Genomic DNA, 18,952 nt, shown 5'->3' with positions numbered 1-18,952 from the left:
GCTCCGGTGGACCACTTGAGCGGAAACCGGTGGGCCGCCCATCTCTTTCCGGGGCGGGCAGCCTCACGGCATCCGGCTGCTGTCGCCCTTTTCAGCTTGCAGGCGTGTTTGTTCCGGGGCCCATCCGAGCACAGGAGAGAGCATGCGGACACCGATGACGATCGTGGACTTCCTCGACCGGGCCGAGCTGGGCTTCCGCGACAGCCCGGGGGTGGTCGACGAGCCGCATCAGCTCGCCCCGCCCGTGCCCGTATCGACCTATGGGCGGTTTGCCGAAAGGGTCCGCGCCTGGCAGGCGGGACTGGACGCCCTTGGAGTCGGTGAGGGGGAGCGGGTGGCGGTGGTCAGCCACAACTCCACCCGCCTGCTGGAGCTGCTGTTCGCGGTGCCGATGAGCGGCCGGATCTGCGTGCCGGTGAACTTCCGCCTCAAGCCGGAAGAGGTCGCTTACGTGGTCCAGCAGAGCGGGGCCACGGTCCTGCTCATCGACCCGGAGCTGGACGACGCCCTGACCGGCGTCACGGCGCGCCACCGTTTCGTTCTCGGCGAGCAGACCGAGTCCGAGCTGATGCGGTTCGGCGTGGATCCGCGTCCGTGGTCGCACCCGGACGAGGACACCACCGCGACGATCAACTACACGTCGGGCACCACCGCCCGGCCCAAGGGCGTGCAGCTGACCCACCGCAATATCTGGGTCAACGGTCTGACCTTCGGCCTGCACACCCGGGCGTGGGAGCGGGACGTCTATATGCACACGTTGCCGATGTTCCACTGCAATGGCTGGGGCATGCCCTATGTGATGGCGGGCCTGGGCGTCAAGCAGGTCGTGCTGCGCAAGGTCGACGGCACCGAGATCCTCCGACGCGTCGACGAGCACGGGGTGACCCTCATGTGCGGTGCACCGACGGTGTGGAACATGGTGCTGGATGCCGCGGCGACGTGGGACGGCGAGATCCCGGGCCGCGACCGCGTACGCGTGATCTGCGCCGGGGCCCCGCCCCCGAGCAAGGTGATCCAGCGGATGGGAGAGGAGCTGGGCTGGGAGTTCATGCAGATCTACGGCCTTACCGAGACGTCGCCGCTGCTCACCTTCAACCGGCCCCTGCCCGGCGACGCAGCGCTTTCCGCGGAGGAGAGGGCGCGCAAGCTGTCCCGGGCGGGGCTGCCCGCCCTCGGTGTCAAGCTGAAGATCTCCGACTCCGGCGAGGTCCTGGCCCGCTCGAATACGGTGCTCGACGGGTATTGGGGCAAGCCGGAGGAAACGTCGGCGGTTCTTGAGGACGGCTGGTTCCACACCGGCGATGGCGGAACGATCGACGAAACCGATGGCCATCTGACGATCTCGGACCGGAAGAAGGACGTGATTATCACCGGCGGCGAGAATGTGTCGTCGATCGAGGTGGAGGACGCGATCTTCGGTCACCCGGCGGTCGCCGAGGTCGCCGTCATCGGCGTGCCACACGAGAAGTGGGGCGAGACCATCAAGGCCCTCGTGGTCCTCGCCGAGGGCGCGACGGCACAGGAGTCCGACATCATCGCCCACTGCAAGCAGCACCTGGCCGGCTACAAGGCCCCGACTTCCGTGGAGTTCCGTGACAGCATTCCGCGGACGGCCACGGGAAAGATTCAGAAGTTCAAGCTCCGGCAGCCGTACTGGTCCGGGCGTGAGCGAGGAGACAACTGACCGGCAGGCTGCAAGACAGCGGGCGCGGGAGGTCATTTCCCGCTGATTGGAGATGTCGGACACAGGAGTGCTGACGGTGCGTCGTGAGACGTTCATGCTCTTCGTCGCTGATCGCACCAGCCGTCCGTCCGGTAGCTCCACAGCCCGCCCGACGTCCCCGTGCGGGATCTCCTCCTGCGTGCCGTCTCAAGTTGCCGGCCGTAGGCGTCATGGAGGAACGTCTGCAGCTGGTCGAGCTTCCACGTGCTCAGATCGTGGCCTGGTTCTTCTCGATGTGCGTCGTTATTCACGGTCCCCGCTCCTGGTCGTAGGCATGCCGAGGCTGATGGTGACCTGCTGGGACCGGTTATCGATCTGGGCGAGCTTGTCCTCGGAGCCGGCGAGGCTGACCTCGAGTCCTTCGACCTCGCCGGCGCGACTCGGTGCCGCGCTCCTCGGCCGGCTTGGCGGACTCGGTGTCGAACCTCGCCCTGTCGAGCACGCGGCTGAGTCCGCGGTCAGCGTGTGGCCATGCCGGCTACGGATCTGAGGGCGGCGTTCCCCCTTGGCATGGCTGGCTTCCTGCGTTTGCCGGAATCGCGCTCGCGACGACCTCGAAGAGGCGATCGGCGTGTGGCGCGAGTGAGGGTTGGTCGCCGAGCCAAGCGAGCATGGCTACCAGCGCAAACAAATCGGCGCCATCGATATCGCTCCGCGCCATGCCCGCGGCCTGGGCACGGGTGAGGAGCCGCGCACCGGCTGCGCGCAGGGTGACGCACGAAGCGTGGAGTGCGGATCCGGTGTCCTCGATGGCGGCTGCCATCAGCACCGTCACGCCCCGATACTCGGTTGTCCACGCGACGCAGTCGCGTAGCCACGACACGAGAGCATCGTCGGGCGAGCTGGACGTTTCGAGGGCGCCTGCTTTAGCGGTCAGCTCGTCGAAGCTCGTGCGGAGCAGGGCCTCGAGCAGTGCCTCGCGCGTCGGGAAATGACGCAGCAGCGTCGCGAGTCCGACATCGGCTCTGCGCGCGATGTCGCGCAGTGACACGTCGACGCCTTGCTCGGTGATGGCGGTGCCCGCTACTGCGAGCAGGTGGTCGCGGTTCTTCCTGGCGTCGGCCCGCATCTGTCCCTCTTGACTATCCGGATCAGTGGTCCATATATTCGGATCAGTGGTCCATTTATGTGGATCGCTGATCCGAATAAGCGTATCCCGCAGTGCGAGCAGGAGAAAACGATGCCGACACACACGATGAGGGCGGTCCGGCTCCATGAGCACGGCGGCCCTGAAGTTCTGCGTGACGACGAGGTGCCGGTTCCCGAGCCGGGGCCGGGTGAGGTGCTTGTCCGGGTGCACGCGGCCGGCATCAACCCACCCGACTGGTACCTGCGCGACGGGATGTCCAACCTGCCTCCGGAGACGAGGCCGAAGTTCGACTTGCCCGTGATTCCGGGGACGGACCTGTCGGGCGTCGTCGAGGCCGTCGCCGCGGATGTGGACGGCCTCTCCGTCGGTGATGAAGTCTTCGGTCTCCTTCGCTTCCCCGGCTTCGATGGCAGCACATATGCCGAGTACGTGGCCGCGCCTGCGTCGGACCTTGCGCTCAAGCCGGCCGGCATCGATCACGTGCACGCCGCCGGGGCGCCTATGGCCGGGCTCACCGCGTGGCAGTTCCTGATCGAGCTCGGACACGATCACCCCTCGCCCTTCCAGGCGGCGCAGCATCGCCCGACGGCACTCGACGCCAACACGACGGTGCTCATCAACGGCGCCGCGGGCGGTGTGGGGCACTTCGCGCTACAGCTGGCGAAAGGGAAGGGCGCACGGGTCATCGCGGTGGCATCGGGCGCGCATGAATCGTTCCTGCGCGAGCTCGGCGCCGACCGGTTCGTCGACTACACCAAGAGTCGTCCCGAGGAACTTGTGCATGACGTCGACCTCGTTCTCGACACCGTCGGTGGGCCCGACAGCAAGCGCTTCCTGCGCACGCTCAAGCGCGGCGGCTCCCAATTCCCCGTGTTCTTCGGTGAATTCGACGAAGAAGAGACCGCGAAGCTGGGCGTCACAGTCACGGGCACCCAGGTCCGCTCGAACGGCGCGCAGCTTGCCGAATTGGGACGCCTGCTCGACGCGGGCACGGTCCGCGTCGCGATCGACAGCACGTTTGCGCTCGCGGATGCCCGAGCCGCGCACGAACGCGCCGCCCGAGGGCACATCCAGGGCAAGATCGTGCTCACGGTCGCTTAGAAACGAGCCGTTTCATCGACGCGTCCGGCGCTCGTCCGCGGGGTCCAGGCCGTCTCTTTCGGATCATCCTGGGGCAGCGGAATGATCAACCTCGTCTGCGTGCCAGGAAGCCGTCGAGAGGTGGTGTGCGCGTGCGAGCTGCGTCGGTGACGGAGGCTTTCCGCTGCGGACGCAGTCCTCGTCCGCTTGTGCTTGGCAGAGCGTTTTCCAGTATCGGTAAGTACGGCTATCAGAACCTGCGGAATGACTGAAGTGCGGGTGGCGGCGTCCGAAGGCACGACCACGATCGAATAGCCGCCGACCAGATATCCGCCTCGTCGGACGACAAGGTGGCAGAACGCACGGACACCGGAACTCCGGTGATGAGAGGTCTTGGCGGACGTCTCCGGAGTGCGAGCGCCTCGTCGGTCTCGGCGCCACCCACTTGCGCCGCGACGAGCCGGCGCCTCCTTCCAGCGCGGGCTACATCGTGATGGCCGATCCGGAGGGAAACGAGTTCTGCCTGGACTGAACGACGGGGAACTTCACCCCGGTGAGGTCTTCGGAGGCGGCCCACAGCCGCTGCTGGACGGCCACCTCGTACGACTCCGGGCTGGAGGTGACCAGCCGGGGGTGGCCCATGACCTCGTTGCGTCCGCCGGGACCGTAGTACTGGCCGCCGAGCGTGGCGGGGTCGGTGGCGGCCCGCAGGGTCGGCAGGGCGCCCATCGCCGGCTTCTGGGTGATCAGCGGCGCGAGCCAGGTGAGCGGAAGCCGGAAGGCCGCGGGGGTGTTGCGGGCGAGCTCGGTGCTGGACATGCCGGGGTGCGCGGCCACCGCGACGGTGGTGCCGTGTGTGGCGAGCCGACGCTGCAGCTCGTACGTGAACATCAGGTTGGCCAGCTTGGACTGACCATAGGCGGCGGCCCGGCTGTACGACCGCTCCCACTGCAGGTCGTCGAAGTGGATCGCGGCCCGGATGCGGTGGCCGGTGCTGCTGACCGTCACCACGCGCGAGCCGGGCACCGGCAGCATCAGGTCCAGCAGCAGCCCGGTGAGCGCGAAGTGGCCGAGGTGGTTGGTGCCGAACTGCATCTCAAAGCCGTCCCGGGTGGTCTGCTTCGGGGTGTACATCACGCCGGCGTTGTTGATCAGCAGGTCGATCCGGTCGAGCCGGGACCGCAGCGCCGCCGCCGCGGTCCGGACGGAGTCGAGCGAGGTCAGGTCCAGCGCCTGCACGGTCACGTCGCCGGTCATGCGGGCCGCGGCCTGCTCGCCCTTCTCCACGTTGCGCACGGCGAGCACCACGGACGCCCCGCGCTCGGCGAGCGCCTTGGCGGTCTCGTACCCCAGTCCGGTGTTGGCCCCGGTCACCACGGCCACCCGCCCGCGCTGGTCCGGAATGTTCGCCGTCGTCCACTTCTCGCTCATGCCAGGCTCCCAACTAACTAACGTACCGAAGGTATCTTGTGTGGGACGTTAAAGTACTTTCGGTACGTTGTCAACGTACCGCAGGTACCTAAGTTAGGCTGGTGATCGTGACTTTCCAGCGGGCGCGAACCGAAGAGCAGCGGGAGATGCGTCGACGGGCGATCCTCGACACGGCGTCGGCGATGCTCGACGAGATGCCTGTGGCCGCGGTCACCCTGAACGAGCTCAGCCGCCGGGTAGGCCTGGCGAAGCCGAACGTGCTGCGCTACTTCGAGTCTCGCGAGGCGGTGCTGCTGGAACTGCTGGACCACTTCCTGCAGGAGTGGCTGACGGAACTGGCAGGCGAGTTGGCGGCCGGCATCGACGAAAATCTACCCATGGCCGAGCGAGCGGCAGGGGTGGCCGAGATCCTCAGCCGCTCACTCTCCAGCCGAGTGGTGCTGTGCGACCTCTTCGGCGCACAGGGCAGCGTCCTGGAACACAACGTCTCCGTCGAGGTCGTGGCCCGCTACAAGCGTGCCTCCCTGGACCGCCTGACAACCATGACCGCCCTGATCCTGAAGTACCTGCCGGAGCTGGGCGAAAACGCAACACTGTTCAGCCTGCAAACCATGGTCATGGCCGGCGCGCTGTCGGCGTACAGCACACCCCCACCCAGCCTGCAGGCGGCCTACCAGGCCGAGCCCGACCTCGCCCGCTTCCACCTGGAGCTGAAGGACTACTTGAAGCTGGCCCTGACAGCAACCCTCCTGGGCGCGCTACCCCGCAGCTGACCTGCGTTGCACTGGACAGGCCAAAACCTTGGACGCGCCATGAAGATCACCGTGGGACTCGACAAGCCTCACATGATCAAAACGATCTCAAAACGGCCGTGTATGGAGGGGGGCGACGAATGGCCCAGCCCCCTCCTGAATCGGGGTGGCAGTGCCGCGGCGGGAAATCTCGGCGGCGTAGTCAGCTCGGGTTGAGCCGGCCTCCTTGACCCACTTCCCGGCGCGGCTGATGTGAAGTCCCAGCAGGCGGCTGAGGACGACGCGGGTGGCGGTGTCGATCCCGTCTCCCTTCACAAGTCGGCGGACGTGGGCCCACCGTTGATCTTGCTCGATGAGGGCCATTGCCGCGTCCTTGGGCGGGATCGGGATCAGGGCGCTGTCAGCGTGGCGGTTCCGCACTGACCAGACCAGGAAGGCCCGGGCGAGGTCTGGCGGCTTTCGGGCTTACCTCGCTACCCCTGCATCCGACACGTGCCCCCGTACCCGGGCTTTCGGGAAGACCCTCCCGAGCCGCCTTCCTGACGACCTTCCGACCCGGCCGCACCTGCTGGTCCTGCACACCCTGGCCGCACACCGCCTGCCGGCCAGCCACCGGATCACCGGACTTGTCTTCGGCATCCGGTCATCCCGTTCGACGCGGTGCCCTGTACAGGTCGTCGAGACGGAGTGGCGCGGGTGCGGGCAGCGGTGTGTCGTCCGTCGGCCGGCAGGACTGGAGGAAGTAGGCGAGCAGGCGGCGGGACGCGGCCATGGAGGCCGCCGGGGAGTCTCGCAGGACGCCGTTGTTGGCCAGGAGCAGCAGTGTGACGTCGCTGCTGTCGAAGTCCTGGCGCAGCTGTCCGGTTTCCTTCGCCCGCTGTACCAGCCGGGCGAGGCCCGACTCGGCGCGGGTACGTTCACGCCGGACGTCGGGAGCGTCGGGGAATTCGGCGAGGAACGCGGCACTGAAGCCGCGGTCCTCGGCCTGCATCATGCAGACCTTGGTGAGGGCGGTGCGAAGTCCGCGCCAGGGATCGTCGTCCTTGAGGGCCTCGTCGACGGTCGCAATGCACTGGCCGAGTTGTTCGGAGAACGCGGCCGCGATCAGCGAGTCGCGGGTCGGGAAGTGCCGGTAGAGGGTGGCAGCACCCACACCGGCTCGGCGGGCGATTGCACTGGAGGGCACGTCGGTGCCGTCGAGGGCGTACGCGTCGCGAGCGGCTTGGAGGAGCCGAGCGCGGTTGTTCCGGGCGTCGGCTCGCTGCCCCGGGGCGGGGGTGCCGGCGGGGGCGGTGGAGGGGTTCCGAGACAGTCGGTCAGGCATGTCTCCCACTTAAGCACAAACGGAAGAGGTCGACCGTTTAGCGGGTTAGCGTGACGTGATGCCGCGGGGTTCCCGCGGTCGGCTCCCGGCCGCGGAGGTGAGCGGCTGTGAGTCCTCCTGTCGAACGACGTGCCGTGTGTATGGAGGCTGTCCGTGTTTGCTGTGCAGTACCACCGCTATGGCGGTTCCGAGGTTCTTGCCGTCGAAGAGGTCGAGGAGCCGCACGCCGGGCCCGGTCGGGTCCGCATCGCCGTGCGTGCCACCGGCGTCACCCCTGCCGACTGGTACCTGCGTTCAGGGATGTTGCAGGACTTCGTCTCCCTGGACTTGCCCCATGTACCAGGCGTGGATGCCGCGGGCATCGTCGACGAGGTGGGGGAGGGGGTGACCGGCACCGCCGTGGGAGATGCGGTCTTCGGTCTCGTTCCCTTCGTGGACCAGGGCGGCGCCGCGGCCGAGTACGCCGTGCTGGAGGCGTGGGCGCCCAAGCCTCGGTCGTGGTCCTTCGGTGAAGCGGGTGGCGCCGCCGGCAATATCGACACGGCCACGCGTGTACTGGAAGCCTTGGACGCCGTCGAGGGCATGACCTTGTTGATCGAGGGCGCCGCCGGCGGTGTCGGTACCATCACCGCGCAACTCGCCCGGGCCCGCGGCCTCACCGTGATCGGCACCGCCGGCGAGGGCAATCACGGTTTCCTCAAGGGGCTCGGCGTCGTACCGGTCACCTACGGGCCGGGACTGGCCGATCGCCTTGCTGCACTGGCTCCGCACGGTGTCGACGTGGTTCTGGACGCGGCCGGCAAGGGCTCCCTTGCCGAACTGGTGGCCATCGTCGGCGACCCGCACCGCGTGGTGACCATCGCGGACTTCGACGCCGCTCGGCACGGAGTGCGGTTCTCCCGCTCCGAGGCAGGAGAGTCACCGGGCTGGGCAGGACTGCCGTTGGCGGCGGACCTGGCCGATCAGGGCCGCCTCACCGTCCCCCTGCACGCCGCGTTCCCGCTGAAGGAGACCGCCGCGGCCCATGACGCCAGCGCCGCCGGCCACGCACGCGGCAAGATCATCATCACCGTGCCCTGAGGATGCCATGGGTGCACCCGAACCCAATGAACATGCCCAGTCGCTCAGCGGCGAGCTGGTGTACTGGGTGATCTTTGACGCGCCGCAGTACGACTGCGACGGGGCCGGTCCCTATCACAAGGCCCAGATCTGGGGCCGGTACCTAAGGGCCGAGCCAGAGCCCGAAGCGTAGGCATACCGCGCCGCATGTCCCGCTCGAATCGTCCGTCGAACTGGGTCGCTCACCTGGGCATTCGCCGGACGTGGGGGCGGCCTTCGTCTGGTCACGTGCTCCGGCCAAGGTGCACGTGACCAAGACGAAGACCGTGAGGGTGAGTCTGCTGCCTGTTGCACATGATGACCACCGCCTCTTGGTGCCGGTGAGCCCGTCGACCAGGCGGCCGAGGTGTTCGTCGGTGCACGCGAGCGCGGCGGCCTGGGAGCGCCAGGGGTCGGTGTTGTTGCCGGCGTAGTGGCCGGGGGACGTGGGTTGCTGAGACGTTGACGAACAGGAACAGCGGCCGGCTGGTGCACTGCTCGGCGACGGCCAGGGCGTGACCGGCCTGGTGGTGCGTGGAGTTCGGCTCCGGCGAGCAGAACTCCGGCTGCCAGTGGTCCTCGTAGCACTTGTCAGGTCGCGCTCCTCCGCCGGCGGACGAGGCGTGGGTGAAGACCGAGCCTGTCTTCGTAGATCGAAAGGGTAGGCGGTTGCGGGATCTCGGGGCACTCTGGACGCCATGCTGTGCAAGGCGCGCACCGGGTGTCCTCGGAGTGGCTTGTCCGCTCCGGCGGGCAGCCTCGCGCGTGTATGGCAGCGAGGGCTGACGTCGGGCTTCTGGGAGCAGCTGATGAACGCATGGGTGGATTCGCCGGGGGAGGTGCCCCCGGAGGGCGGAGTGATGCTTCCGCCCCTTGAGGTCCGGGGACGGGTTGAGGACGGGCTGATCCCCGGATGATGAGTGGTGAAGATCTGTCCCCGGAAGCGGGCGGCCTGTTCAAAGCCTCCGACTGCAAGATCTCACCCTTCGAGCTGGAGAGCGCCCTGCTGGAGCACGAGGCGATCGCCGAGCCCGCCGTGGTGCCCGCCCCCGATCCGCTGCGGCCGGCCGCGTCCAAGGCGTGTGTCGTGCCGGCGGCCGGGTGGTCGCCCGGCCCCGGAAACCGCGAGGGCGATCTTCGCGCACCCTCGTGAGGTCGTGACCCCCTGCAACTACAAGCGCATCTGCGGCTGGAGTTCGCCGAACTGCCGAAGACCGTCTCCGGCAACATCCGCCGAATCGAGCTGCGTGAGCGCACCGCGCAGGGCGACGGAAGTGCCGGGTACCGCGACGACAACCACCGATGAGCCGGCCCGCACAGCGCCGAGTACCACAACGACAACCACCGACGAACCGGCCGCCCAGTGCCGAGTACCGCGAGGAGAACCACCGATGAGCGAGCCGCACCAGGAACTGTCGTACGCCTGCGGGGTCGCCGGCCGGCCGCTGCTCGGGCACACCATCGGGGCCGATCTGGCCCGCACCATCGCCCGGTTCGGCGGCCGCGAGGCGCTGGTCGAGGTGGCGAGCGGCCGCCGCTGGACCTACACCGAACTGGGCCACGCGGTCGACGAGGTGGCGCTCGGCCTGCTGGCCAGGGGCGTCGGCAAGGGCGACCGGGTCGGCATCTGGGCGCCCAACTGCGCCGAATGGGTCCTCGTCCAGTACGCCACCGCGCGGATCGGTGCCATCCTCGTCAACGTCAACCCCGCCTACCGCGTCCACGAGTTGGCGTATGTGCTGCGCCAGGCCGGCATCTCGCTCCTGGTCTCCGCGACCCACCACAAGACCAGCGACTACCGCGCAATGACCGAGGAGGTACGCGCCGAGAGCCCGGCACTGCGCGACGTGGTCTACATCGGCGACCCCACCTGGGACGGGCTGCTGGCGGCAGGCGCCACCGTCCGGCACACCCGGCTCGCCGAGTGCGAGAAGACCCTCGCCGCCGACGACCCGGTCAACATCCAGTACACCTCGGGCACCACCGGCTTCCCCAAGGGCGCCACCCTCTCCCACCACAACATCCTCAACAACGGCTACTGGGTCGGCGAGACCGTCGCCTACACCGAACAGGACCGGGTGTGTCTGCCGGTGCCCTTCTACCACTGCTTCGGCATGGTCATGGGCAACCTCGGCGCCACCTCGCACGGCGCCTGCATCGTCATCCCGGGCCCCGCCTTCGACGCCGCCACCACCCTCCAGGCCGTCCAGGACGAGCGCTGCACCTCCCTCTACGGCGTCCCCACCATGTTCATCGCCGAGCTCAACCACCCCGACTTCGCCGGCTACGACCTCACCTCCCTCCGTACGGGCATCATGGCGGGCTCGCCGTGCCCCGAGGAGGTGATGAAACGGGTGGTCGCCGAGATGCACATGACCGAGGTCTCCATCTGCTACGGCATGACCGAGACCTCCCCGGTCTCCACCCAGACCCGCCGCGACGACGACCTCGCACAGCGCACCGCGACCGTCGGCCGGGTGCTGCCGCACATCGAGGTCAAGGTCGTCGACCCGGCGAGCGGGGTGACCGTGCCCCGCGGCGCCCCCGGCGAACTGTGCACCCGCGGCTACAGCGTGATGCTCGGCTACTGGGAGGACCCCGAGCGCACCGCCGAGGTCATCGACGCCGCCCGGTGGATGCACACGGGCGACCTCGCGGTGATGAGCGACGACGGCTACGTCCGGATCGTCGGCCGGATCAAGGACATGATCATCAGAGGCGGTGAGAACGTCTACCCACGCGAGATCGAGGAGTTCCTTTACTCCCACCCCAAGATCGCCGATGTCCAGGTCGTCGGTGTCCCCGACGCGAAGTACGGCGAGGAGATCGCCGCCTGCGTCATCCTCCGCGACCCCCAAGACCCCCTCACCCTCGATGAGTTGGCCGACTACTGCCGCTCCCGCCTCGCCCACTACAAGGTGCCGCGCCACCTCCACCTCCTCGACGCCTTCCCGATGACCGTCAGCGGCAAGGTCCGCAAGATCGAGCTGCGGGAGCGGCTGGCGGAGGAGCTGGGGCGCGTACGGCAATGAGTCCGCGCCCGGCGATGAAGCTCGGGCGCGTGGGGAGCGGAATCGGCGCCCGGTGATCGGGGGCGGCGACGTGCAGTGAGCGCAAGGGGCCGGGCATCCTCGGGCGCCCGGCCCCTTCCGCTCGCCCGGGCCGGCACCCCTGGACTACTGCCGCTCGACGCCGGCACCGCGGGGACCGACCCGGGCGGGGCGAGTCCAGAGGATCAGTGCAGGCACCCGCGCACGGTACGCAGCGTAGGAAACACCGAACTGCCGGGCCATCAAGCCGTCTTCCACCCGCACCCGGCGCAGCAACCAGGGCACGGCGACCACCAGGTAGGCCACCCAGACCCCGAACCCGCAGGCCAGCATCCCGCCGACGACCAGACCGAGCAGACCGGTGTAGATGGGGTGGCGCACCAACCGGTAGGGACCGTCGGTACGCAGCTCATGGTGTTCCTGCACCAGCGGGACACTGGCCCACATCGCGCCCAGCGTCCAGCGGGCCCACAGCAGCAATGCCGTGGAGGCGACGGCGAGCAGAGCACCCAGGAGCGCGAGCCCGGGCTGCCAGTACTGAAGGCGCTGCCAGAACGACGGCGGACAATAACCGACCAGCACCCAGAACACACCAACGCCCACGACCACCGGAATCCGTCCGCGCATGGTGCGCCGCAGCCCGCGCGCCCAGCCGCCCAGCCCGTTCCGGCTCTGCGCACCGAAGTAGACCGCCCCAACGACCCAGGCCACAAGGAAAACCAGAACGCAGACACCGGTGAGAGCGACAACTGCCGAATGAAGAAAGCCCATGCGACGAGACTGCGCCGCGCACGGAGCGGTTCACCACCACCCACGGGTGGAACCGCAAGACTCCATCCACAGGCGGAGATCCCGGAGAAGGTACATACATGCCCTCGCTGCCCGTCACGCCCCGTCCCCTGAACCACTCCGAGCGAGCCGTCCTGGAACACATCCTCACCTCCGACCTCGTCGGCGCGTGCGCACTGCGAAGCCAACTGGACCGGACAGAGGTCGTCGCCGTCTGGGCCCCGGGTTTTCCGAGGTGACAACAGGAGCCCGTGCTGCCCTGCTCCGCGGCAGGTTCGGGCGTGCGGGAAGCACGTCTGCCACTGCATCACTCGCCAGCGCGTGGGCTGGAACAGACGATGGAACGGCGCAGCGATCATGACCGGGCAGTCCGACTGGGCCGATCACGTCAGTGGAGCGGGCCCCTCGTCGCGCCCTTCACAGGATTCGAACCTGCGACATCCACTTTAGGGGTGAGGTGGGGTCGGGGGCTGAGATACTTGAGGGAAGCAGACGTGTCCGTCTTGAGTGCAGCGCCCCCGCAGGTCCCCGTGACTCCCTGTTCGTTCTGGAACGGCAGCGGCCTGGAACTCTCATTGCTAACCACTGGCGGCGTAAGCGGCGAAGATGCCTGACGTGTCCGGACGGAGGGGCAGTGCGGCGTCGTATTGTCGTTGCTTCCCCAACGACTTGCCGGCGATCTATGCCGATGTGGTCGAGCTACCCGTTCGGATGCCTGTACCTGCCAGCCCCCCCCGGTGGGGATTCCAAGAACTAGATATCACGCCGAGCGTAACTTTCGATAGGTTTTGCCCAAACAGGTGTGATCAAGGTAGTTCAGTTGCATGATGGACCTTCCAGCGTCTTCATTCGTGGCGGTGATAGTTAGATGAGTGAGCCCCTATTCCTGTCTGCACGTCCGTGGAGCAGTCGCGCGTTTTCAATGCCTGCCTTCAAAGGCGGGAGTGAAAATCAGCTTGAGGTTCTAAGGGCTCTATTGACCTCGCTTGCGGAGGGGGTGGACGTAGACAGTCTTATTGACCTCCCTGGAGATTCGGGAATTCGAATTCCTTTTTCAGAAGTAGGTCAACGCCTCCAACCCTGTGGTTTGGTGAATAGGACTGGTAATCGATCATGGCTCTTAACCTTTGCCGCTGAGAAATGGCTGCAGAGCCGTGAAGATGCATATCTTATTTCCGTTCTTCATGCGCATATTAGGTTCGTAGGTGAGCTCCTGCATGAGGCTCGTGATGGGATCACTCAGTCTGATCTGTTGCAGGTGGCGCGCGAAAAATACGATTGCTCATGGAGTACGCTCGATCAAATCAGAAGGCGTACTGCATGGCTCCGTTCCAGTGGAATGGCTGAACTGGATTTCAATCATAAAATTGCACCCACAAGTGCGGGCCTCGCTATGTTGGAGCACCTAGAGCTAGCTCGGCCAGGGAATTTTAGAAGCAGGAAATCTGTCCAGGCTGGAACGCAGCAAGATGTTCTCCCTGAGGCGCACCTGTTAGTTAGAGAACTGCTCGCCAATGTAGACCTTGCCGACCGGAAACATAATATCGGCTACATCCCTCGTACTGACGGTGACACTTTCACTTCTATCCGAAAGTTCGTCTCAGCGATGAATGATCGCGTGAGTCGTGAGGAGATTGACGAATTCGCATCGTCAGAATTTGGCTTGCGCCCTTCATCTACTGCGGCAGCTCTTAGTGCATTCAAGAATGCAGGACTTATGGAGCAAGTCGGGTTCAGTCTGTATCAATCGACCGATATCGGTAAGGCTTGCTTGGAGGCGTCTCATGACGTGGATCTGCTGCGTGTGATCCACTCAAAGTTTTCCTTTGTCGGCGAGATGCTGGAAGCACTTGAAGAGGCGGACACGCCCCGCGACTTGGCCACAATCGGCCGAAAGCGATACGGCCTGCCCAGGGAGGATATTGCTGAGGTTCGCACTCGGCTCCAGATGCTGCGTAAGTGCGGATTGGTGGAAGAGGTCGCCTGGGGTCGTTATCATCTCCTTCCGCTAGGAAGATCTTTGCGTATGGAGTTGCCAACAGCCGGACCTGGCGATACGCAGGAACGTGATGAAGTATCTAGCGATGCCGCGGTCGACGAAACCTCGGATCGGTTTGCTGAACTGGTTGGTGAATTGAAGGAGGCGGCACTCGATTCAGCAAAACCCGGACGCTTCGAGAAGGCCGTGGCAGAGGCATTCTCGTTTCTAGGATTTGAGAGTCAATTGTTCGGAGGGTCAGGGAAAACGGACGTACTTATTTCCGCGAATCTGTCGGGAGGTATGAAGTATAGTGCCGTCGTCGACGCAAAATCTTCTGCTTCTGGAAAGATTGCCGAAACGCAAATAAACTTCGACACTCTCAAAGAGCATCGCGCAGATAACGCTGCCGAGTATGCGCTAGTTATCGGCCCTAGCTTTCCGAGTGCGAGAATGACGGAACGCGCCAACTCTCATAAGGTGGGGCTATTTGAGGTTGAGGCGCTGGTGGAGCTCCTGAGGCAACATCGAATGGCACCACTGTCCCTTCCAAGCCTTCGCGAACTCGTGCAAGGTTCTGGATTCATCGGGCTCTGCAACACTGAAAAAGCTTGGGCGCGTGAAAAAAGGCTCCATAAGCTGTGTGATCGAGTTGTTCGTCAACTAGAAGCTGAAGCGAGAAATGCGGACGAGGTTACGACGGGAGCGCTCTCTCCTCATGACCTCTATCTGATTCTACGATCTGAGGCCGAGGAAGCGCCCACGCCGGAAGAGATTGGATCAGTTCTTTCCTTTCTTTCTTCACCTCTGGTGCATGCCGTGAAGCAAGTCGGTCAGAAATACATGTTGCTCGAGGCTCCGCGAATTACGGCAATGCGCCTCAGGGTCCTTGCCGCTAACTTCACAATCGGTGACGCCGAGTAGCGTGCATTAACGGGGATCGGCAGAAGGGATTGCCTTAGAAGCGTTTTTGCTTCGGCGCGACGCGGAAGGAATTTCCATGTGCTGCCTAACGAGTGCCTTTGACTCCGCAAGCGGGGAAAGTCGGCCCGATCACCAGAACGTGTGCCCCTTAGCACTCACCGTCATTAGCCACGTTTCACGCTTCTACTCTTCACCCCGCAGACGCCCCCGCTCTGCCCCAGCTGACAAGTTGGCGATGGCGAGGACCGGCGTCCAGGCCGCGTCACGGCCTGGACGCCGCGCCATGGTCTTCTCGCGTGCTGTGTCCGGTCTTGCTGCTAGGGAGTTGCAGCGCAGGCCTGGTTGGGGGTGACGCAGCGGGGCGGAGGCAGGAGCGTGCGGCGGTCACGAGCCGCCTTGAACTCTTAGAGAAAGTTGTTACTCAGTCTGTGGTGTGGTGCTGGAAGTCCTGTGCTCACGTTGGTAGTTGCTGCCGTCAGATCCTCGTCCAGCAGGGCCACCAGATCAGCGAGTGGCAGCAGCCAAGAGGTGATCAGTGCTGTGCCGATACATGCGAGCCTTCCGTGACGCGGTGCAGCCCGGCAGAGTGCCGGCCCTGCTGACCGACCGCTGGTCGTTACGCGGGCGTCTCCACCGATGCATTGCCCCGCTCCTGCAGCGTGTAGAGGCGGGGTGTTTGTTGTGCTCTGCGGGCTGCGTCAGGGGGACAGGCATGGATGGCTGCGGGGTGGAGGGTGAGTGGCTGGTCGTGCGCCTCCCGGGCGTCGGGCCGCAGGGAGCGTGCGGTGCGGCAGTCATGAATCGACGGCGTATCGCCGCGTTGCTCTCGGCGGTGGCGCCTGGGACGTTGTGATCGTTTTGGGGTGGAACGCCCGGATTCTCGCTTGCGAACGCAGGTGAGTTGGCCCGCCGTAGGCTGCTTGCATGATTCGTGCGGTGGCGTTCGATGTTGGAGAGACCCTGATCAGGGACGACCGCGGGTGGGGTGCGTGGGCCGACTGGCTCGGCGTCAACCGGCACACGCTGTCCGCCCTGGTGGGCGCAGTGGTCGCCCAGGGGAGGGACAATGCCGACGCGCTGAGACTCGTGCGGCCTGGCATCGACATCGAGGCCGAACGGGCGGCGATGGAGCGGGCCGGCCAGGGGGAGTTCCTGGATGAGTCGGACCTGTACCCCGACGTCCGTCCGTCGCTGGAGGCGCTCCGGGCGGCTGGGATGCGCGTGGTCGTGGCCGGCAACCAGACAGCCAGGGCGGGCGAGTTGCTGCGCGCGATCGAACTGCCGGTGGATGGCTTGGCCACGTCCGGTGAGTGGGGCGTGGCCAAGCCGGCCCCGGAGTTCTTCGCACGCGTGGTTGAGCTGGCAGGGGTTCCGGCTGGTGAAGTGGTGTACGTCGGCGACCACCCCCAGAACGACGTGGTGCCGGTCCGTGCCGCCGGCATGCGGGCGGCCCACCTGCGCAGAGGTCCCCTCGGACACCTCTGGGCGGGGAGTGAGGCTGCACAGGCAGCGGACTATCGGTTCGCCGGCCTGTCCGAGTTGGTGGACGCGCTGAAGCCGTGATGACTCGACTGCACGGCTCCCCCCCCCGCACGTGAGGCGGACGGGGCCGTTGGTGATCCCGGAGCGTGTTGTTGCGGGTACGGTGCGGAGTGGCTGCATCGAACGGAGACCCTATGGCCAGCATCGTGTACCGCGGGGTGGGCCCACGCATCGCCTACGAACGTCGGGTTGCCCGCCTGAGCCAGGTCGACTTGGCCCGCGCCGCCGGTGTCGCGCTCGGAACGGTCCGGAAGGTGGAGCGCGGTGAGCGAGGAGTGTCGGATGCTGTCCTGGAAGCCTTCGCCGGCGCGCTCGGCATCGACCCCACCCGCCTCTTACCGGAGCGGGAACGGCCGGACGACCGTGTGCACCAGGCGATGCCGGGGTTGTCGGCCGTCCTCGCCTCGTACGAGGAGCCGGACGACGGGCGGTGCCGCGAGCCGTCCGAGCTGCGCGAGCCCGTATCCACGGTCGTTGGGCTCAGGCTGAGCGCGCAGTATGCGCGCATCGCCCGGTCCGTGCCAGGGCTGCTCGCCGAACTGTGCCGCGCCCTGAGCACCGCGGCGCCCGGCGATCGGCCCGAGACCGCGCGGCTGTTGGTGGACACCTGCCGGGCCGCGGACGCGGTGGCCTTCAAGCACGGCGCAAAGGATCTTTCGGCGCGTCTTCTCGACCTGATGAGGTGGGCCGGGGCGCAGGCCGACGATCCGTTCGTCGAAGCGGCGGTCGCCTATGTCCGGGCCGAACTGCACTTCGGCGCGGGGACGCACGCGGTGGGTCTGCGAGCGCTTGAGCGTGCCGTCGACCGCGCTCCGCGCACCGACTCGGCGGAGGCACTGGCGGCCCGTGGAGCGCTGCACATGCGGGCCGCGGTTCTCGCCGGTCGCGCCGGTGATCACGACGCCGCAGACGTTCACCTCGACGACGCGCGGGAGCTCGGCGACCGGGTGCCGGAGGACATCTACCAGGGCACGGCTTTCGGGCCGGACAGCGTCCGCGTACACGAGGTGTCGGTGGCCGTGAGCCTGGGCGACGGCCATGTGGACCGCGCGCTGCGGCTGGCCCGCGAGTGGAAGCCTCCACTGGATCTGCCGGCCGAGCGCCGGTCGGGTTTCTACATCGAGCTCGGCCGTGCCCAACTCTGGTCGGGCCGGCCGGATGCTGCGTTCGAGTCGCTGAAGGTGGCCCGCCGGATCGCGCCGCAGCACGCCCGGGAGCACCGGTGGGTGCGCGAGGACGCCGCCACCCTGCGCCGCCTGAAGCGCGCGGATGCCGAATCGCTCAGCAGCTTCGCCGAGTGGTGCCACGCCGGGGCGGGCGCCTGAACGGTACCCCTGGCAGGGGTACTTGAGGGGAGCCCGCAGGGCCACTCTCTCCTTGAGCCCAACGGCACAGGGAGAAACCTTGACCGCAACAACAGCTCCGGCTGCTACAGGTCCCGACGTCAGCATCGTCCGACTGCACGGCGAGGCGTGCTACTGGTGCGGCACCGCCCACAGCCCCCTCACCCCAGCCGGAACGGTCGCCACTCCGGTCGGCGGAGGCGTTCGGGTCTGGTTCATCGTGGCCTGCCCGCAGCGCCGGCACCGGAGGTCGCAGTGACTGCGGCAACCGGCACGCCAGGCCAGTACGAGATCCAGGAAACGATCCGGTACTCGCTGCGCCCCGGGCCACCCCCGCCATACCCCGAGTTAGTTGTGCTGGAGCGGACGTTGCTCTTGGCCATCGCCGACCTGTACTGCGCGGTCGATCAGCAGTACCAGTGCGACGAGGTCGCGGATGGCCGGGGACGGGCCCGGCTGAACTCGATCCGGTACCAGACATCTGTTGGCCTGGGCCACGGCCTGGTGTCTGCCCACCTGCAGGTGCGCGCGCTAGCCCGGGACTGCCAGTGGCTGGCGGAGCAGCACACCGCAGGAGCGGTCGGCTGCGTCGGGGGCGAGCAGTGACTACCGATTCCGCCCGCTGCGACTGCGGCAGCAACCTCGATCTGCGAGACGTGATCCTCGACTCCGCGTCGGGCCCGTGCGTCGTCATCACCTTCTGCGGCCGGTGCGCCCCGGGAGCGGTTCCGCCGGTACCGCCCGGTGTCGCGAAGATCCTCGCCAGGCGGGCCGATGTTCGCCTGCCGGGCGCCCCGCCGACGATCCGTTCCTGAACTCCCCCGGCGC

General features: G+C 66.7%; 15 protein-coding genes and 2 pseudogenes. 13 read left to right on the top strand and 4 right to left on the bottom strand.

The genetic code is table 11. The features are described from left to right. Positions 1 to 142 precede the first annotated feature (142 nt). On the top strand, positions 143 to 1,684 hold the full coding sequence (locus OHS81_RS06895; protein ID WP_328383415.1) for an AMP-binding protein: 1,542 nt from the start codon (positions 143 to 145) through the stop codon (positions 1,682 to 1,684). Between the two features lie 517 nt (positions 1,685 to 2,201). Here OHS81_RS06895 and OHS81_RS06890 read toward each other — a convergent pair. After that, on the bottom strand, positions 2,202 to 2,792 hold the full coding sequence (locus OHS81_RS06890) for a TetR/AcrR family transcriptional regulator (protein ID WP_328383413.1): 591 nt from the start codon (positions 2,790 to 2,792) through the stop codon (positions 2,202 to 2,204). Positions 2,793 to 2,903: 111 nt separating this feature from the next. On the opposite strand from OHS81_RS06890, the gene OHS81_RS06885 reads away from it, so the two are divergent. Beyond that, entirely contained in the window at positions 2,904 to 3,914 is a 1,011-nt protein-coding gene (locus OHS81_RS06885) for an NADP-dependent oxidoreductase (protein ID WP_328383411.1), read from the top strand. A 388-nt stretch (positions 3,915 to 4,302) separates the two neighbouring features. Further along, a pseudogene (locus OHS81_RS06880) lies at positions 4,303 to 4,425 on the top strand (VOC family protein); the annotation flags it as partial. On the opposite strand, the gene OHS81_RS06875 reads toward OHS81_RS06880, so the two are convergent. Beyond that, entirely contained in the window at positions 4,377 to 5,324 is a 948-nt protein-coding gene (locus tag OHS81_RS06875; RefSeq protein WP_328383409.1) for an SDR family NAD(P)-dependent oxidoreductase, read from the bottom strand. The pseudogene OHS81_RS06880 and the gene OHS81_RS06875 sit on opposite strands and share 49 nt — an antisense overlap. Before the next feature lie 107 nt (positions 5,325 to 5,431). On the opposite strand from OHS81_RS06875, the gene OHS81_RS06870 reads away from it, so the two are divergent. Beyond that, on the top strand, positions 5,432 to 6,097 hold the full coding sequence (locus OHS81_RS06870; RefSeq protein ID WP_328390951.1) for a TetR/AcrR family transcriptional regulator: 666 nt from the start codon (positions 5,432 to 5,434) through the stop codon (positions 6,095 to 6,097). 622 nt (positions 6,098 to 6,719) lie between these two features. Here OHS81_RS06870 and OHS81_RS06865 read toward each other — a convergent pair. Next, complete coding sequence (locus tag OHS81_RS06865; RefSeq protein WP_328383407.1) at positions 6,720 to 7,400, bottom strand: TetR/AcrR family transcriptional regulator; 681 nt, start codon at positions 7,398 to 7,400, stop codon at positions 6,720 to 6,722. 153 nt (positions 7,401 to 7,553) lie between these two features. Here OHS81_RS06865 and OHS81_RS06860 point away from each other — a divergent pair, with 153 nt between their 5' ends. The 3 genes and pseudogenes from OHS81_RS06860 (at position 7,554) to OHS81_RS06850 (ending at position 11,530) form a co-directional block, all read left to right on the top strand. Beyond that, the gene (locus tag OHS81_RS06860; RefSeq protein ID WP_328383405.1) at positions 7,554 to 8,480 is read left to right on the top strand and encodes an NADP-dependent oxidoreductase; all 927 of its coding nucleotides are present in this window, start codon (positions 7,554 to 7,556) and stop codon (positions 8,478 to 8,480) included. 961 nt (positions 8,481 to 9,441) lie between these two features. Continuing rightward, positions 9,442 to 9,804: pseudogene (locus tag OHS81_RS06855) on the top strand (AMP-binding enzyme); the annotation flags it as partial. An 85-nt stretch (positions 9,805 to 9,889) separates the two neighbouring features. After that, positions 9,890 to 11,530 (top strand): AMP-binding protein, encoded by a 1,641-nt coding sequence (locus tag OHS81_RS06850; RefSeq protein WP_328383403.1) that lies wholly within the window; start codon positions 9,890 to 9,892, stop codon positions 11,528 to 11,530. 144 nt (positions 11,531 to 11,674) lie between these two features. On the opposite strand, the gene OHS81_RS06845 is transcribed toward OHS81_RS06850, so the two are convergent. Then, positions 11,675 to 12,259 (bottom strand): methyltransferase family protein, encoded by a 585-nt coding sequence (locus OHS81_RS06845; protein ID WP_328383402.1) that lies wholly within the window; start codon positions 12,257 to 12,259, stop codon positions 11,675 to 11,677. A gap of 158 nt (positions 12,260 to 12,417) precedes the next feature. Between OHS81_RS06845 and OHS81_RS06840 the strand changes: the two genes are divergently transcribed. From OHS81_RS06840 to OHS81_RS06815, 6 genes are all read left to right on the top strand, one after another. Further along, entirely contained in the window at positions 12,418 to 12,576 is a 159-nt protein-coding gene (locus OHS81_RS06840; protein ID WP_328383400.1) for a hypothetical protein, read from the top strand. Positions 12,577 to 13,334: 758 nt separating this feature from the next. Then, on the top strand, positions 13,335 to 15,239 hold the full coding sequence (locus OHS81_RS06835) for a restriction endonuclease (protein WP_328383398.1): 1,905 nt from the start codon (positions 13,335 to 13,337) through the stop codon (positions 15,237 to 15,239). A gap of 924 nt (positions 15,240 to 16,163) precedes the next feature. Next, entirely contained in the window at positions 16,164 to 16,802 is a 639-nt protein-coding gene (locus tag OHS81_RS06830; protein WP_328383397.1) for an HAD family hydrolase, read from the top strand. Positions 16,803 to 16,915: 113 nt separating this feature from the next. Then, a complete protein-coding gene (locus OHS81_RS06825; RefSeq protein ID WP_328383395.1) occupies positions 16,916 to 18,106 on the top strand; it encodes a helix-turn-helix transcriptional regulator in 1,191 nt (396 codons plus the stop codon). A 273-nt stretch (positions 18,107 to 18,379) separates the two neighbouring features. Then, the gene (locus tag OHS81_RS06820) at positions 18,380 to 18,730 is read left to right on the top strand and encodes a DUF6415 family natural product biosynthesis protein (RefSeq protein ID WP_328383393.1); all 351 of its coding nucleotides are present in this window, start codon (positions 18,380 to 18,382) and stop codon (positions 18,728 to 18,730) included. Further along, positions 18,727 to 18,939, top strand: coding sequence for a hypothetical protein (locus tag OHS81_RS06815; protein WP_328383391.1), 213 nt, complete (start codon positions 18,727 to 18,729; stop codon positions 18,937 to 18,939). Before OHS81_RS06820 ends, OHS81_RS06815 begins: the two co-directional genes overlap by 4 nt. Positions 18,940 to 18,952: the final 13 nt, after the last annotated feature.

It is taken from the genome of Streptomyces sp. NBC_00400 (genome assembly GCF_036048035.1).
In the GTDB taxonomy this organism is placed as follows: domain Bacteria; phylum Actinomycetota; class Actinomycetes; order Streptomycetales; family Streptomycetaceae; genus Streptomyces.
Note: the sequence above shows the minus strand (reverse complement) of the source record. Positions and strands in the feature narration are given on the sequence as shown.

Bases quoted from the DNA above. Each gene is read 5' to 3' on its own strand.
- OHS81_RS06895 (WP_328383415.1), top strand. From the start codon at position 143: ATGCGGACACCGATGACGATCGTGGACTTCCTCGACCGGGCCGAGCTG.
- OHS81_RS06890 (WP_328383413.1), bottom strand. From the start codon at position 2,792: ATGCGGGCCGACGCCAGGAAGAACCGCGACCACCTGCTCGCAGTAGCG.
- OHS81_RS06885 (WP_328383411.1), top strand. From the start codon at position 2,904: ATGCCGACACACACGATGAGGGCGGTCCGGCTCCATGAGCACGGCGGC.
- OHS81_RS06875 (WP_328383409.1), bottom strand. From the start codon at position 5,324: ATGAGCGAGAAGTGGACGACGGCGAACATTCCGGACCAGCGCGGGCGG.
- OHS81_RS06865 (WP_328383407.1), bottom strand. From the start codon at position 7,400: ATGCCTGACCGACTGTCTCGGAACCCCTCCACCGCCCCCGCCGGCACC.
- OHS81_RS06850 (WP_328383403.1), top strand. From the start codon at position 9,890: ATGAGCGAGCCGCACCAGGAACTGTCGTACGCCTGCGGGGTCGCCGGC.
- OHS81_RS06840 (WP_328383400.1), top strand. From the start codon at position 12,418: ATGCCCTCGCTGCCCGTCACGCCCCGTCCCCTGAACCACTCCGAGCGA.
- OHS81_RS06830 (WP_328383397.1), top strand. From the start codon at position 16,164: ATGATTCGTGCGGTGGCGTTCGATGTTGGAGAGACCCTGATCAGGGAC.
- OHS81_RS06825 (WP_328383395.1), top strand. From the start codon at position 16,916: ATGGCCAGCATCGTGTACCGCGGGGTGGGCCCACGCATCGCCTACGAA.